Raw genomic sequence first — 14,003 nt, forward strand, 5'->3', positions numbered from 1 at the left:
ATCTGCTCGTCGGTCAACCAGAATAGATTGCTCATGATACACCCCTGAAACTCAGGGGTTTGAATCACGCAGCCGAGATGGCGGCAACAAAATTAATGGGTCCAGAACCTACGCCGCGACGGAGCTGTTGATATTTGCTCGAACACGGATGAGCATTGACACAAGAAACTGGGCGCGTCTGAACGCGCCCAGTTTCGTCAAGTCGCGACGTGAGATACCTCTTTGTCCGGCGAGTATATGTCCAAGATGTTCCAATGTCCGGTCGTTGGTGTTGGGTTGTTGATCATTGGGACATCAAGAACGGTTGGTTTGCCGCTGGCGATTGCCGCTTCCAATGCGGGCAACAATTCATCAGCAGCACTGAGCCTGTGCCCTTCTGCACCATAAGCTCTTGCAATATCTGCATAACCCGGTCCGTTTGCGGGTGCGGCGGCTGATCCAGGGAACGTGGTCCCATATGTCAGACCATAATGCGCCTTTTGAAGGCCCGCGATAGTGCCGAAAGCGTTGTTGTTCATAACCAGCCAGATAATGCCCAGATCAAGTTCTACCGCCGTTGCCAGCATCGAGGGGTTTTGACCAAAACCACCATCGCCAACCAAACTTAGTACGACTCGGTCAGGTGCTGCCAGTTTCGCGCCGATCGCGCCAGGAGGGCCAAAGCCCATCGTCGCGAACCCGCCCGGGGTCAGGATTGAACCGGGGGTAAGGATATTAAATTGCTGTCCGACACCGTTCTTGTTCCACCCAACGTCCGTGGTGATGATGGCATCCTCGGGCAGTGCCTTGCGGGTATCTGCCAGAATGCGCTCGGGCATCATCGGAAAGGCCGATGAGGTCGCCATTTCCACGTTGCGCGCTTTGAAGTCCGTCCGGAAGTCAGCGATCTTCTGCTCCAGCGCGGGGCGTTTGAAGCCGTCCGGATACATCTCGCGGGCGACCCGTTTGAGGACGCGCAAAGCGGCCTTTGCGTCCGCGACGACGCCGATCTCGGTGGGATAATTACGGCCGATTTCCTGCGGTTCGATGTCGATATGGATGACCTTTGAGCTGGGAATATTGAACGTATAGCCGGGATACCAGCTGGAACAATCGGCCTCTTTGAACCGGGTTCCCACCGCAAAGATGTAGTCGGCGTTCAGGCAGGACTGGTTGACCAGCTCAGTGCCCCAAAACCCGGTCATTCCAAGCACAAGCGGGTGGTCGTCTCGCAACGCGCCTTTACCCATCAGGGAATGCGCGACTGGAAGGCCCATATGTTCAACGAATTCTCGCAACTCTTCGCTGGCCTGTGCCAGAAGGATACCGCCACCGACATAAGCGACAGGGTTTTCGGCTTTAGCCAACGCTTCGACAATCTCTCGCGCTGTCTCGTCATCAATCGACGGTTTCTTGAGCGCGCGCGTGTTGTCGCGGATACGGTCGAAGCTGTCCGAGGGGATCACCTCGGAAAAGATGTCCATGGGGACATTGACCAGTACCGGCCCGGGCTGGCCGCTTTCGGCGAGGTGAAACGCCTTTTCCAGAATCTCGGCCATCAGGTCTGCCCGATCTACCCGCCAAGCGCGTTTGACAAAGGGGCGATAGATCTCCCACTGGGCGGCGTCTGCGTGCAGGTTCACCTCTTGATGCGGATGTTTGCCGTAGTAGTGCGTAGGAATATCGCCCGCGATCACGACCATCGGGATACAGTCCAGTGCCGCGTTGGCGACCCCGGTGGCGCAATTGGTCAGCCCAGGGGAGAGATGGGACAACACCACCGAGGCCTTGCCCGTCACGCGGGCATAAGCGTCCGCCGCGTGGCTGGCGATTTGTTCGTGCCTTACGGTGACGAAATCGATGGGGCTTTCCGCCAACGCGGCCAGAACCGCAATATTCGTGTGGCCGCATAGACCGAACACATGTTTGACCTCACGACGCTCAAGGAAGTCGACGATATGCTCGGCGACGGTTTTGCCTTCCAGTTTCGCTCCGTCCATCACGCGACCTCCTGTCCGTAGAACTCACCGAACAGGTCCGGCTCCGAGGGGCGATCCTCGGGGATGGGACGGCTGACCCAGGTGTAGTTCATCATGTGTTTCATGGTGACGTTTTCATTGGTGATGTTGCCGCCCCAGATGCCGCAGCCCAGGCTGCTGGTCATAGGCATGCCATTGGTCCAGGCACCCGCATTGGCCTTGGACTGAGGCTGTCGAACCATCATGCGGCTGACCGGAGCCAGACGCGCCAACCGGTCGATGTGATCGTCATTGTGGCTGTAGATGCCGCAGGAATGGCCCTTGCCCCCGGTGTTGTAGATCTGGCTGACCGTTTCCAGCGCATCATCGAATGTGTCGAAGTGATAAAGCGCCATCAGCGTGGTCAGTTTTTCCTTCGAAAACTTGTGCTGCGGGCCGATTTTCCCCTGATTTTCAACCATCAGAAACTTGCGATCTTCGGGGATTCTAAAACCGGCGACCTTGGCCGTTTGTTGCGGCGGGCAGGCGATGGTCGGGAACGTGCGGTTTCCCTTCTCATCCCACATGGCGGCTTCGAGCATGGCCTTCTCTTCATCCGAACACAGATACCCGCCTTCGGCTTCAAGCGCCTTGACCATATCGTCGTAAACTGAACGCTGGATGATGATGTTGCCGTCGGCCGAGCAGCCCGACCCAAAGTCGGAGGTCTTTGAAATACGGGTATTCTGCGCGGCGATATCCAGATCGGCAGTCTCATCAATGACAATGGATGAATTGCCTGCGCCGACACCATAGGCTGGACGCCCTGAACTGTACGCCGCTTTGACCATGGGTTTGCCGCCCGTCGCCAAAGTCAAGTCGCAGATCTCCATCAGATGTTGCGTCAATGGGATCGACGGTTTGCGAATGGATTGAAACAAGTCCTCGGGGGCACCGGCAGCACGGCAAGCAGCACGCATGACCTCAACCATCTCAAAAGTGGTATGGGCGGTTCGTGGGTGTGGGCTGAAGATGACCGCATTCCGGGCGTTCGCGGCGGACACGCCGGTTACCGGAGGAGTCATTGCCGGATTGGTCATCGGGATCAGAGACGCGATCACACCGGCAGGCTTGGCATACTTCACCAGTCCTTTTTCCTCATCTACTTCGACGATACCGGTCGATGGAGTGCGCAGGACATCACGGAGCACCATGTGAATCTTGAAACGCTTCGCGGGACGCCCTTCGCGATCTCCGATACCGCTTTCGTCCACGCCTTGCTGGGCCAGACGCGTGAAGGTCTTCTGGTTCCCAGCATACCACGCAATTGCCTGAGACAGGCGGTCCAGCTTGTCCTGATCCCAATCCTCGATCTCGGCCATGGCAGCGCGGGCGCGTGCCAGCATATCGGCCGCGAGTTGTCGGTCGTTTTCAGTGAGCTCTTTGCCCATGATGATCCTCTTGGTGTTTTAGAATTGCAGCATCGGGCATACGACGCTGTGACCGCGCCTCACCGAATGTTCGCTTGGCGTGGCTGAGACAGCGACGCGCGTGTTCTTCATATCCCAACTCGGCAACGCGGCTTTGGTTGGGTAATTCAATGGAGTAGTCGACGGGCGGCATCCGTTCGATGATGCCAGTGAAGTCAATCCAGCCTTCGCCGGGATAGAGCCGCGCATCGCGGGCCAGTTGGATCATGCCCTCGCGCGTATCGGCGATGCCGGGCAGGCAATCAGAGATGTGCAGGAAGTGAAACAGGTCCGAAGGGACGTGCAAAAGCTCTCCAAGATCCACGCGGCTGAGGTGCAGGTAGAGCGTGTCGACCAGAATACCGCCGTTGGGCTGATCGGAGGCACGGACGATATCAAGTGCCTCGTCCAGAGTGCGCAAGCGAGAGAAGCTTGGGAATTCCAAGTCCACTGTTAGCCCGTAGGGCGCCGCCAGTTCGCAGGTTTCAGAATAGACGTCGATCAGGAAGTCACGATCATCGCGGGTGTTGGTCCACGCGCTCATGATCATGCGTTTGGCGCCCAGCTCCCCGCCCACCTCCAACGAAGGCTCAAAACTGCGCGGATCGACATCTTCGGTGATGCGCGCAAGCTCGACATCGAGGACTTTCAAGCCAGTGGTAGAGAGAGCAGTTTTGGTGGCTTGCACCTGCGCCTTGTCGATTGGGGATTGGGTGAATTCTCCGGGCACATGCATCGGAATGAACCGGGGGCTGACGGCATCATAACCGGCGCGGGCGGCGATATAGACCAGCTCGGGCGGCGTACAGCCGATCAGCGTCAGATGCGCCAAGGAATAGAGAGAGGGGCTTGCGCCGGCCTCTTCGGGTTTCACCATGAACGACAGCTCCACGTGCCTGCGAATCTTACTTTCATCACATGTTGTTAAAAATATCTGGTATTTTATAAAATATCAACTTTTAATGCTGGGAAGGAAATGAAAACGCCCGGGCAACGGCCCGGGCATGTTTTACATTCGTGTCGGCAGAGCCTTAGAGAGTGACCCAGCCCCCTCCGGACTGGTGAGAGCGCACAGAGGCGTCAATGAATCGGACACCGTCTGCGCCTTGTTCGACACTGGGATAAGTAAGCCAATCGGTCGGAACGGTTACGCCATCCCGACGCCCGGCTACGGCCATAGCAAATTCCGTATAGAGGTTGGCCCAGGCTTCGATAATCCCTTCTGGGAAGCCGCGCGCGGTACGAATCAGACGTTCCGCACCGGGTCCCATACCATGCCCGTGACCTCGGCTGATGATACGATCCGGCTCACCAAACTGATTGAATTTCAGCTGTTCTGAATTCTCCAAGTCCCACTCCAGACCTCCTTCGCTCCCGAAGATCCGCAACCGCAACCCACCCCGATTTCCGGGGGCAAGTCGAGTTGCCATCAAAGTTCCCGGAACCTCATTTTGGTAACGAGTGAACATCAACACCGTGTCTTCCAAAGGCTTTGGCGCGCCGCAGACATGAAACTCGGCCCGCAGGTCGGTCAAGGGCAAGCCCGAGACAAAACTGGCGAGATGCGCGGCATGGGTGCCGATATCGCCGACACAGCTGGTTGGACCAGAAATCTTGGGGTCCAGCCGCCACTTTACATGAGGCGCATCAGCCACATCTTCGGGCGTCATCCAGTCTTGCATGAACTCGACGTGGATTTGGTTTATTTTACCGATAGCTCCGTCGGCCACGATTTGCTTGGCTTGCCGGATCACTGGAAAGCACGACATCGCATATCCGACGGCAAAGACCTGTCCCGTGCGCGCAGTGATGTCCTCAAGCCCCTCAGCCTCGGCGACTTCATTGGTCAGGGGCTTGTCGCACAGCACGTCAATGCCCGCCTCCAGAAAGGCTTTGGCCGCGTCGAAATGAACGTGGTTCGGGGTGGTGATCATCACCGCGTCCACACCATCCGGGCGCGCCGACTCGGCCTGTGCCATCTCGTCGAATGACGCATAGCACCGGTCGGCCGGCAGAAACCACTCGACCCCACGCGCCTTGCTGCGCGCTGCGTCAGAACTGAGCGCGCCTGCGGCGACCTCCCACCGGTCGGTCATCCGCGCAGCCGTTGCTTGCGTGACCGAGATCCGTCCACCCCCAACAACGCCCAGCCGTAAACGGCGAGACAGCCGGGGGAACGGACCGTTGAAATTTAGGTCGTCGGGTAGAAGCTTCTCAGCCATTCTGAACCTCCATTCCGGGAACCCATGCGCCTTCGGGCAATATCTCGACAGCCATGAAGATGCTGGGGGTAATCGTCTCGTATTGATGCCAGGGATAGTTGCCTTCAGCGTCATACATCGGCTTGTGCGTCGTGCCGGGGGCCATGAACTCTTCGAGGTAAAGGGTTTCAACGTCCCTTTCGCGGCATTGCTGCATTTTGCCAAAGCCAACGATTTGCGTATGCACTTCGCGGAACCCTGGTACCGGACAGAACGGATGATCCTTGTGCAACCCGACATTCAATGGAACCGAACCGGAATGGTACATGGTCAGTCCAACGTTACCCACGTAGACCTTTGGCGACATGTAGTGGCTGACACCGCGCAGACGCTCCTCTTGGCGAACATCAAAGGCAGATGGCCATGTATCTTTCACCCAAGCGAACAACTCGTTCTCATCGGCATGGGCGTCGAAACCGTGGACAATGACTGCACGTTCCACGCCGATTAGAGAGCTATCTTGCACGATAACGGACGAAAGCGGAGCAATGGATTGATCCTCAACTGAGAGACCCAGCCGCCCAAGGTTCAGAACAATGGCGCGACCCTCAACCGATACTCTGTCTTCATCGGTGATGTGCTGGACACGAAAGAATGGCTGGGCAAAGTCGAGTGTCTCAATCGGCATGCGCCAACTCCGTCCTCTCATCGTTCAGGAAATCGACCGGCAGAGGCTCCGGAGCCGCGCAACGGCTTTCTATCGTCTGATAGGCGCCAAATTTCGGCGCCCGCTCGATCGCATCCATGACCTCGAAAACGTGGTAGGCAAGCGCTCCACTTGCACGAGGTTGGCGTCCTTCTTGCGCAGCCAGGGCCAGATCCAAAAGGCCGAGCCCGCGACTGTCTTCATTGAACCCGTGTTTGTTTTCGATCACCTGCCAGTCTTCGCGGCCGGTTGGACGAGGCTGATGAGACCAGCGCGAGGTTTCCCGCGTCTTCAACCAGACATCCCCCTGAAAGATGTTGGCTCCGTGAACCGGGTCAGGGTCAGGGATACTGATGGTGCCGGTTTCACCGTAGATCTCGAACCGCGGCGTTTCGCTGTCCCAGACGTCGAAGCTCATGGTCATCGACCCTATAGCTCCGGAGGAGAACTGAAGCAGGCTTAGGGAATGCGTGTCGACCTCGACATCCATCCATTCACCGTTGCGAGGGCCGTTTTCGATCATCCTTTTGTCGAACGTGCGCCGAGCCATTCCGGCGACCCGGTCAACGGGACCAAGGCAGCAGATCATGGCGGTCAGGTAGTATGGCCCAAGGTCCAGCAAGGGCCCACCACCCGCCTTATAGTAGAAATCCGGGTTGGGATTGTGGCGTTCTGTCCCGTGGGTACCGACATGGGCAAAAACCCCTGTCGGTTTGCCAATGGCACCCTCGTCGATCAAGCGCCGAACGGTCTGCCAGCGACCGCCCAGAAATGTGTCGGGCGCGCAACCGACCAGTAACCCCTTTTCAGAGGCCATGTGCAGGATCGCTTTACCATCCGTTCGATTCATAACCAGCGGCTTCTCTGAATAAACGTGCTTGCCCGCTTCCAACGCGCGCAGGCTGATTTCGGCATGCGCCGCCGGAATTGTCAGATTCAGAACGCAGTCAATCGTCGGATCGTCAAACACTTCATCTGGCGCGCAGGCCTTGGCGATGCCGTATTGATCCGCTTTGGCGCGGCTTTCAAAAGGATCAAGGCTTGCACAGGCCGCGACCTCGACGTTTGAGAATTTGGATAGCGTTTTTAGATAGATATCGCTGATACGACCACAGCCAATAAGGCCGACCCGGAAGGATTTCGATGTCTCAAATGTCATCATTCCTGTCTTCGTAGAGGGGTAAGTAATTCGGGGGCATCGGCCCTTTGTTCCGACCGCCCTGCCCCATTTGCTCCCAGGCGTGGGCGAGTATTCCGACCGAGCGGGACAGGCAGAACAGCCCTCGTGATAAGGGCGCAGGAAAGCCAAGCTCGCAGAAGATCACGGCTGTCGCGCCGTCGATATTCATGGCAATTGGCCGACCACCGCGTTGACGGCCGAGTTCAGCCTGAACCTCTTCTCCGATATCGGCAAACCGGCCAGAAACAGTGCCATCATCTGCCGCATCACGAACAAGTTGCATCAGCCGGGGCGCGCGCGGGTCGACAGGCTTGTGAAAACGGTGACCAAAGCCCGATACGATCTTTCCGTACGTCTCGCGCCAGCTGTCCAAGCCATCCCGAACAGCGTCATTCAGCGAAGCTCCCGCATCCATGCGGACTGCGATATCATAGTACAGCTCTGCACACTGCTCTCCTGCCCCGCCGTGCACGTCGCCCAGCATGTTCACCGCAGTCGCCATCGCATTGTTGAGACCTACCCCGCAGGTGGCGGCCATACGCGCAGCCGCGATTGAGGGAGCCTGTGGGCCGTGATCCACGCCTGCGACCAAAGCAGCTTCGAACAAGCGCGCTTGTGCGTCGCTGGGCAGATCACCCCGCACCATCAGCCAGATCATCTGCGGGAAAGATACGTTCCCGATCAAGTCCTCTATGGCGTTGCCACGAAACGCGATCTTGCCGGGTTTCATGTCGATGATGGATGTGCGCCACCATTGGCGGATGGCTTGCTCGTCGTTTGTCATACCGTTGCACCTCTAAACTCGCTCATGCGCTGCTGACGAAGTGAAACGAAAACGCTTTGAAGGCGACTGATTGAGGCGGTACAGCCGGTGAAGATTTCAAAAGACGCTGCAGCCTGATGAACTGCCATTCCAGCACCATTCATCACTTTCAAACCAGTTGTGCGGGCGCTGCTCAGAAGGTGTGTCTCGAGCGGGAAATATACGATATCTGCCACCCAAGCACCCGGCCGCAACAATGATGGATCAATTACCGACCCGGGGTACTTGTCCATCCCCAGCGGTGTTGCGTTGACCACTCCGTCCACAAATTTGACCCGATCCAACGAAATTGAGGGGGAACCCTGAAGCCTTGTATAAGGACGCAAGACCTTTAGCCGACTGACCAGCGCCTGCGCTCGGTGGAAGTCAGGATCGATGATCTCCAAATCTCGAACACCTGAATCAAGCAAAGCCAAAGAGACTGCACTGCCCGCGCCGCCAGCACCAAACATGAGAACCGTTTCAGTCTTCGATGATCCCAAAAAATCTCCGAAGGCACTGTGGAAACCTATGTAGTCGGTGTTGTAGCCAACCATTCGGTCGTCACAAAAAACCACCGCGTTGACAGCTTGAAGCTCCTCAGCAGTCTTGGAAAGCTCATCAAGATGATCAATCACCGACGCTTTGTAGGGGTGTGTCACGTTGACCGCCGCACAGCCTAATTCAACGGAATAATGCAGTAAATCAGCGACCGACATTCCACGAAATGGCTCTTTTGCAGTGTCGATCCTACCGTAGCTCAGATCGATGCCCTGCGCCCGACCTTCTGCCTCGTGCATCTCAGGCGTCATGGAGCCAGAAATCCCTTGTCCGATTAGTGCGGCCTTCATATCAGGTTGTTCCTTCCGCCATGTGGTGTCGCGCTTGGGCCGCCAATCGGAACGCAGCATTGCGCGCGCCATAGCCGGAATAGCCAGATCGGCGCTCAACAATTTCAAAGAAGAAGCCGTTAAAGATAGGTCGGCTGTATATCTGAAAATACTCGGAACCCGCTGCGCGGTCGTAGAGAATGTTATCCCTGCGCAATTGGGCGATCAGGTCTTCACTTAACCCGAATGTCGCTTGCAGATCAGCGTAGTAGTTTTCTGGGATGGACAGGCTGGGAAAGCCGGACTTCCGCAATTGGGCTGAGGTTTCAAATATGTCGTCCGACTGGAAGGCTATGTGCTGAACGCCCGCTCCGAAACCGTCTTCAAGGAATGATGCCGCCAGTGTTCGGCGCCCAACTGCACCATTCAGGTTTAAACGCACTTCGCCCTCGGGGCTTTCGATGGCTTGGCTTTGCACAACACCCGATGGGTCGGCAACGTTCACGATCGGGGATTTTGCCATTTCAAAAGTCGAAATGTAATAGAGCAGCCAGCTTTGCATCTCATCGTTACGCATCGTCTGTGCCAGATGGTCGATGCGGCGCAGACCGGCGGGCTGGATGGCTTTGGTCTTGGCGACTGGCTCGAACTCGATGTCCCAAACCCGATGCAGATCGGATTTCTCATCTATGAAGTGGACAACATTTCCACCAACACCTCGGATGGCCGGGATGTCCAGTTCCCCGGTCCCTACCGGCTGCGAGAAATTCGGCGCGCCCAACGCGGTCGCGCGCTGAACCGTCTGATCCGCATCTTTGACACGCAACCCCATGTCACAAACGGAGGGGCCGTGACCCAGGAACGCCGAATGGGCAAAACCTTCCTTTTCTGTATTCACGACGATGTTTATCGCGCCCTGCCGCCACAGCTCGACGGACTTGGATACGTGTTTTCGCTCCATTCGAAAACACATTGCTGACAGCATATCTGCCAGCTGCGCGCCGCTTGTTTCGTCGGCTGTAAATTCGACGAATTCGAAGCCTGACGCATAGACGCGTTCCGGCAGGTCCGGGATACCGAAATCTGTTCCCGGTTCGGTCCGGGAAACCTCATCTAACAGGTTCACCAGCGACCTGTAGCTGTCTCGGGCCAGTATCAGGCCATCGGGTTGAGGAGCTGCTTCATTGACACGCGCAATGGACCAAGGCCCCTTGTACCCAGCGCGGGACAACACCCGCACAAAGCCCGCAAGGTTCAGTGACCCAAGCCCCGGCAGAAGCCCAAAGTGCCGTTTGAGCCTGCGAATATCCATCTCAAGTCGGGGTGCATCGGATAGCTGCACATGGAACAGCCGATCTCCAGGAATGTCCCGAAGGCGGGCTGGTTTGGACCCGTCGGCAAGCGAGAAGAAGGAATTCAAGGCCAACCCCAAATAAGGGCTGTCGATAGCTTCAACGACGCCTAACGCCTGCTCATCCGAGTGGATGAGATCCGACCATGGCAAGCCCATATAGGCCAGACGCATCCCCATTTCTTTAGCGATTTGGGTCGCCTCGCCAAGATCTGCGATTACCTGTTCTTCGGTCGCAGCGACATCGACCTCGAAGGCAGACCCGATGAGCAGCAATTCTGTTCCCAACTCGCTCATCAGGTCGAGTTTGCGCTTCAGTCGATCAAAGGCGCGCTCCCGTCCGCCGCCAGACTGGCCTTCAAGGTTATGGAAGGGTTGCAGCAGGCAAATCTTCAGGCCGAGGTCCGATGTAATGTTCCGAATTTGCGAAGGCGGCCCGTCAAAAGCGGTCAAGTCCGGTTCGTGTAATTCGACACCCCCGAATCCCGCGTCAGCGACAACGCTTAGTTTTTCGGCCAGATCACCGGGGATCGACGTTGTCGAAATCGAGAGGCACATTATCCCTGATATCCAAACATACGTGGCAACCACAGGACCAGATCCGGCATCAGCATCATGATCACCAAGGCGAAGATGAGTACCGCCAGGAAGGCCCAGATTTCCGAGATAATTTCGCGCAGCGGAATGTCCGTCACGGCGTTGATCACAAAGAGCAGAATGCCATAGGGCGGTGTGATCAGACCGATCATCGAGTTCACGACGACAAGCACCCCGAAATGCACCAGATCAATCCCAAGCGCTTCGCAGGTCGGAATGAACAGAGGCACAATCACCAGGATGATCGTTGTTGCGTCTAACACGCATCCCAGCGCGAGGATCAGCAGATTTACGAGGATCAGGAACACAATCGGGCTAACATCGGAACCCTCCAGCAGTGCCGAGATCGACTGTGGGATTTGCTCCTGAATAACGATGAAGTTCAGGATGAACGCGCCACCGATCACAACCCCAACGGCGGCGGAAGAGCGCGCGCTGTCGACGAACACTTGATAAAGGCCACGGAAGGTCAGCGCGCGGTAGAACAACGCTGCCAGAAGCAGGGCGTAGAATGCAGCAACTGCGGCGGCCTCTGTCGGAGTGGTGACGCCCCCATATATGCCGTAGAGCAGGATTGCGGGCATCAGCAGTGCCGGGAACGCGTTGGCGGTTTTTGCAGGCAATTCACGCAGTGGAACAGGTTCTTCCAAAGCAAAGTTCCGCTTTCCGGCCAGATAATAGTTCATCGCCATAAGAACGACGCCCATGATCAGGCCCGGCAGAATACCGGCCAGAAACAGCGACCCGATAGAGGCTTTGGAAACAAGCGCGTACAAAACCATCGGGATCGAGGGTGGAATGATCGGGCCGATCGTTGCCGACGCCGCCGTAATTGCAGCTGAGTAGCCCCGGCTGTAGCGGCCATCTTTGGTCATCATTTCAATGATTATCTTGCCTATCCCCGCGGCATCCGCGACAGCTGAGCCGGACATACCCGAAAAGATCAGTGACGCTACCACGTTTACGTGTCCAAGGCCGCCCTTGAAACGACCGACAGCAGCGACGCAGAAGTTCAGCAGACGGTCCGTGATCGACCCGGCGTTCATGATATTCGCGGCGACGATGAACAATGGCACGGCAAGCAGGATCGTGCTTTTGTAAAAGCCTTGCAGGATCTTCTCTCCCGCGAGGGCGACGTCCAGTCCGGCCGTGCCCAGATACACCAATGAGGCCAAAAGGATGGAATAGCCGATAGGTGTCCCGATGCCTGCCAGAAGAAAGAGAGCGAGCAGGCAGGAAAGAAGTTCAAAACTCATTTTTTAACTTCCTCATCCTTTTCGACGTCGACACGGGGATGATCGTCAACCACGTTGTACCCAACGACCAGTTCCAACTCTGTCTTTGGTGGGCCATTGCGCATGACGTCGAAGAATAGCCACGCGTAGCGCGCTGCGACGACCAGCATGAATACCGCGTAAATCGAGAATACTGTGCGCAGCGGTATCTTCTCACCCGAGAAAGGATTGCGGACAGTCGATGTCTTGCGGATTTTCATCCAGTCGATGTAGTCCCACGTCGGAAGGAAGCTGTAGAGCATACCGACCACGATCGCTGCGGCGGCCAGCATCGCAAAGACCTGCCGCACGCGCATCGGCACCGAAAGATAGATGATGTCGAACTTCACGTGATCACGTTCTCGCACGATGAAAGCGCAACTGAAGAAGATCACCCAGACCCAAAGAATGCCGATCAATTCCAGCGTCCAGCCTGCTGGGGTGAAGAAGTACCGTAGTAGAATTTGGAGAAGGAAGATAAGGAAGATTGCCGCCAGCATCCCGCCGGCAATCGCTTCGGTCAGTCGGGAGAACCCCTTGATAAAGGCTTTCATTATGGTTCTCCCTCCCCTGTCTTACTGGGTTCAGTTGCCCAGAGCGTTGATCTGATCCAGAACGCCTTCGGGCCATGAGCCAGCGAACTCGCTGTCCAGATACATAGACTGTACCTGATCGCGGAACGCAGCGAGATCGGGTTCGTAAATCTCCATGCCCTGCTCTTTCAGGAAGCTGACCAGATCCTCTTCTTTCTGAAGCTGCTTCTGGCGGCCTGATTCAGCTGCTGCGTCCGCAGCTTCCTGAACCTTGGCTTGCTGTTCCGGTGTCAGCCCATCCCAGACCTCTTTGCCGATGGCGATATAGTTCAGGTCGACCAGATGCGATGTCAGGACGATCTGATTGGTCACTTCATAGAACTTGGCGTCGACGACGGTCGGCAACGGGTTATCCTGCCCGTCAACGGCACCGGTCGACAGCGCTGTATAGACTTCGGAGAAGGCCATCGGTGTCGGCGCGGCACCCAGCGCCTTGCCAAGGAACTGCCATGCGTCGGTGCCCGGCATCCGCAGATTCACGCCTTCCAAGTCTGCGGGCGTCGTGACTGTCAGCTCATCCTTGGGCTGGCGCAGGTTCACCTGACGACGGCCCAGATACATGACCGACAGCAGTTTGACGCCCAGTTCTTCTTCGGCCTTCTGCTTAAAGGCATCCATCAAGGGATCGTTGAAGACAGCTACCTGATGCGCGGCGTCCTGGTGAACATAGCCTGCGGTAAAGATCGAAAACTCGGGGAAGAACTGCGCCAGTTCCTGCGCCGAGGTGATCGACATTTCCAGGTTACCCCGACTGATGGCGTCCAACTCGGTGCCTTGGGCAAAGATGGTTCCATTATAGCTGGGCTCGTAGCTTGCGAAATCAGCGATCATGGGCGCAAAAACCTCGGCCATGGCGACCGAACGCTGGTCGGTCTCCGATCCTGATGTTGCGAGACGAAGTTGCACTTTGTCTTCCGCCAGCGCACCGCTTGTTGCGCCAAACAGAACACCGGTTGCAACAAGGGCTGATACAGCAGCCCGGCGGGTAAGTTTGGTAATCACTTTGCTCCTCCCTGAGACATCATGATGCTTCTTTTTAGCGATTCAGAGTTTTGACCTATTT

12 protein-coding genes are annotated in these 14,003 nt (G+C 56.7%); all 12 read right to left on the reverse strand.

Annotated features, from left to right (window positions below):
• Positions 1 to 197: 197 nt before the first annotated feature.
• Entirely contained in the window at positions 198 to 1,979 is a 1,782-nt protein-coding gene (locus AC2FNN_RS15695) for a thiamine pyrophosphate-binding protein (protein ID WP_496759452.1), read from the reverse strand.
• Complete coding sequence (locus AC2FNN_RS15700) at positions 1,979 to 3,388, reverse strand: aldehyde dehydrogenase family protein (RefSeq protein ID WP_496759453.1); 1,410 nt, start codon at positions 3,386 to 3,388, stop codon at positions 1,979 to 1,981. The genes AC2FNN_RS15695 and AC2FNN_RS15700 overlap by 1 nt, the downstream gene beginning before the upstream one ends.
• Positions 3,369 to 4,283: a sugar phosphate isomerase/epimerase family protein gene (locus AC2FNN_RS15705; RefSeq protein WP_496759454.1), complete on the reverse strand. Its 915-nt coding sequence runs from the start codon at positions 4,281 to 4,283 to the stop codon at positions 3,369 to 3,371. The genes AC2FNN_RS15700 and AC2FNN_RS15705 overlap by 20 nt, the downstream gene beginning before the upstream one ends.
• A gap of 154 nt (positions 4,284 to 4,437) precedes the next feature.
• Entirely contained in the window at positions 4,438 to 5,628 is a 1,191-nt protein-coding gene (locus AC2FNN_RS15710) for a Gfo/Idh/MocA family protein (RefSeq protein WP_496759455.1), read from the reverse strand.
• A complete protein-coding gene (locus tag AC2FNN_RS15715) occupies positions 5,621 to 6,295 on the reverse strand; it encodes a hypothetical protein (protein WP_496759456.1) in 675 nt (224 codons plus the stop codon). Before AC2FNN_RS15715 ends, AC2FNN_RS15710 begins: the two co-directional genes overlap by 8 nt.
• Complete coding sequence (locus AC2FNN_RS15720; protein WP_496759457.1) at positions 6,285 to 7,472, reverse strand: Gfo/Idh/MocA family protein; 1,188 nt, start codon at positions 7,470 to 7,472, stop codon at positions 6,285 to 6,287. The genes AC2FNN_RS15715 and AC2FNN_RS15720 overlap by 11 nt, the downstream gene beginning before the upstream one ends.
• Complete coding sequence (locus tag AC2FNN_RS15725) at positions 7,462 to 8,277, reverse strand: citryl-CoA lyase (RefSeq protein ID WP_496759458.1); 816 nt, start codon at positions 8,275 to 8,277, stop codon at positions 7,462 to 7,464. Before AC2FNN_RS15725 ends, AC2FNN_RS15720 begins: the two co-directional genes overlap by 11 nt.
• Positions 8,274 to 9,206 carry a shikimate dehydrogenase gene (locus AC2FNN_RS15730; RefSeq protein WP_496759459.1) on the reverse strand — a complete coding sequence of 311 codons (933 nt, stop codon included), beginning with the start codon at positions 9,204 to 9,206 and terminating at the stop codon, positions 8,274 to 8,276. The genes AC2FNN_RS15725 and AC2FNN_RS15730 overlap by 4 nt, the downstream gene beginning before the upstream one ends.
• Positions 9,148 to 11,034 (reverse strand): bifunctional sugar phosphate isomerase/epimerase/4-hydroxyphenylpyruvate dioxygenase family protein, encoded by a 1,887-nt coding sequence (locus AC2FNN_RS15735; protein WP_496759460.1) that lies wholly within the window; start codon positions 11,032 to 11,034, stop codon positions 9,148 to 9,150. Before AC2FNN_RS15735 ends, AC2FNN_RS15730 begins: the two co-directional genes overlap by 59 nt.
• Positions 11,034 to 12,329, reverse strand: a complete 1,296-nt coding sequence (locus tag AC2FNN_RS15740) for a TRAP transporter large permease (protein WP_496759461.1) — start codon at positions 12,327 to 12,329, stop codon at positions 11,034 to 11,036. The genes AC2FNN_RS15735 and AC2FNN_RS15740 overlap by 1 nt, the downstream gene beginning before the upstream one ends.
• A complete protein-coding gene (locus AC2FNN_RS15745; protein ID WP_496759462.1) occupies positions 12,326 to 12,901 on the reverse strand; it encodes a TRAP transporter small permease in 576 nt (191 codons plus the stop codon). The genes AC2FNN_RS15740 and AC2FNN_RS15745 overlap by 4 nt, the downstream gene beginning before the upstream one ends.
• Before the next feature lie 30 nt (positions 12,902 to 12,931).
• Positions 12,932 to 13,942 carry a sialic acid TRAP transporter substrate-binding protein SiaP gene (locus AC2FNN_RS15750; protein ID WP_496759463.1) on the reverse strand — a complete coding sequence of 337 codons (1,011 nt, stop codon included), beginning with the start codon at positions 13,940 to 13,942 and terminating at the stop codon, positions 12,932 to 12,934.
• Between the last annotated feature and the right edge of the window lie 61 nt (positions 13,943 to 14,003).

Source organism: Ruegeria sp. BHSA118, assembly GCF_059613405.1.

Coding starts and splice junctions, on each gene's coding strand:
- AC2FNN_RS15695 (WP_496759452.1), bottom strand. CDS start 1,979: ATGGACGGAGCGAAACTGGAAGGCAAAACCGTCGCCGAGCATATCGTC.
- AC2FNN_RS15700 (WP_496759453.1), bottom strand. CDS start 3,388: ATGGGCAAAGAGCTCACTGAAAACGACCGACAACTCGCGGCCGATATG.
- AC2FNN_RS15705 (WP_496759454.1), bottom strand. CDS start 4,283: ATGGTGAAACCCGAAGAGGCCGGCGCAAGCCCCTCTCTCTATTCCTTG.
- AC2FNN_RS15710 (WP_496759455.1), bottom strand. CDS start 5,628: ATGGCTGAGAAGCTTCTACCCGACGACCTAAATTTCAACGGTCCGTTC.
- AC2FNN_RS15715 (WP_496759456.1), bottom strand. CDS start 6,295: ATGCCGATTGAGACACTCGACTTTGCCCAGCCATTCTTTCGTGTCCAG.
- AC2FNN_RS15720 (WP_496759457.1), bottom strand. CDS start 7,472: ATGACATTTGAGACATCGAAATCCTTCCGGGTCGGCCTTATTGGCTGT.
- AC2FNN_RS15725 (WP_496759458.1), bottom strand. CDS start 8,277: ATGACAAACGACGAGCAAGCCATCCGCCAATGGTGGCGCACATCCATC.
- AC2FNN_RS15730 (WP_496759459.1), bottom strand. CDS start 9,206: ATGCTGCGTTCCGATTGGCGGCCCAAGCGCGACACCACATGGCGGAAG.
- AC2FNN_RS15735 (WP_496759460.1), bottom strand. CDS start 11,034: ATGTGCCTCTCGATTTCGACAACGTCGATCCCCGGTGATCTGGCCGAA.
- AC2FNN_RS15740 (WP_496759461.1), bottom strand. CDS start 12,329: ATGAGTTTTGAACTTCTTTCCTGCCTGCTCGCTCTCTTTCTTCTGGCA.
- AC2FNN_RS15745 (WP_496759462.1), bottom strand. CDS start 12,901: ATGAAAGCCTTTATCAAGGGGTTCTCCCGACTGACCGAAGCGATTGCC.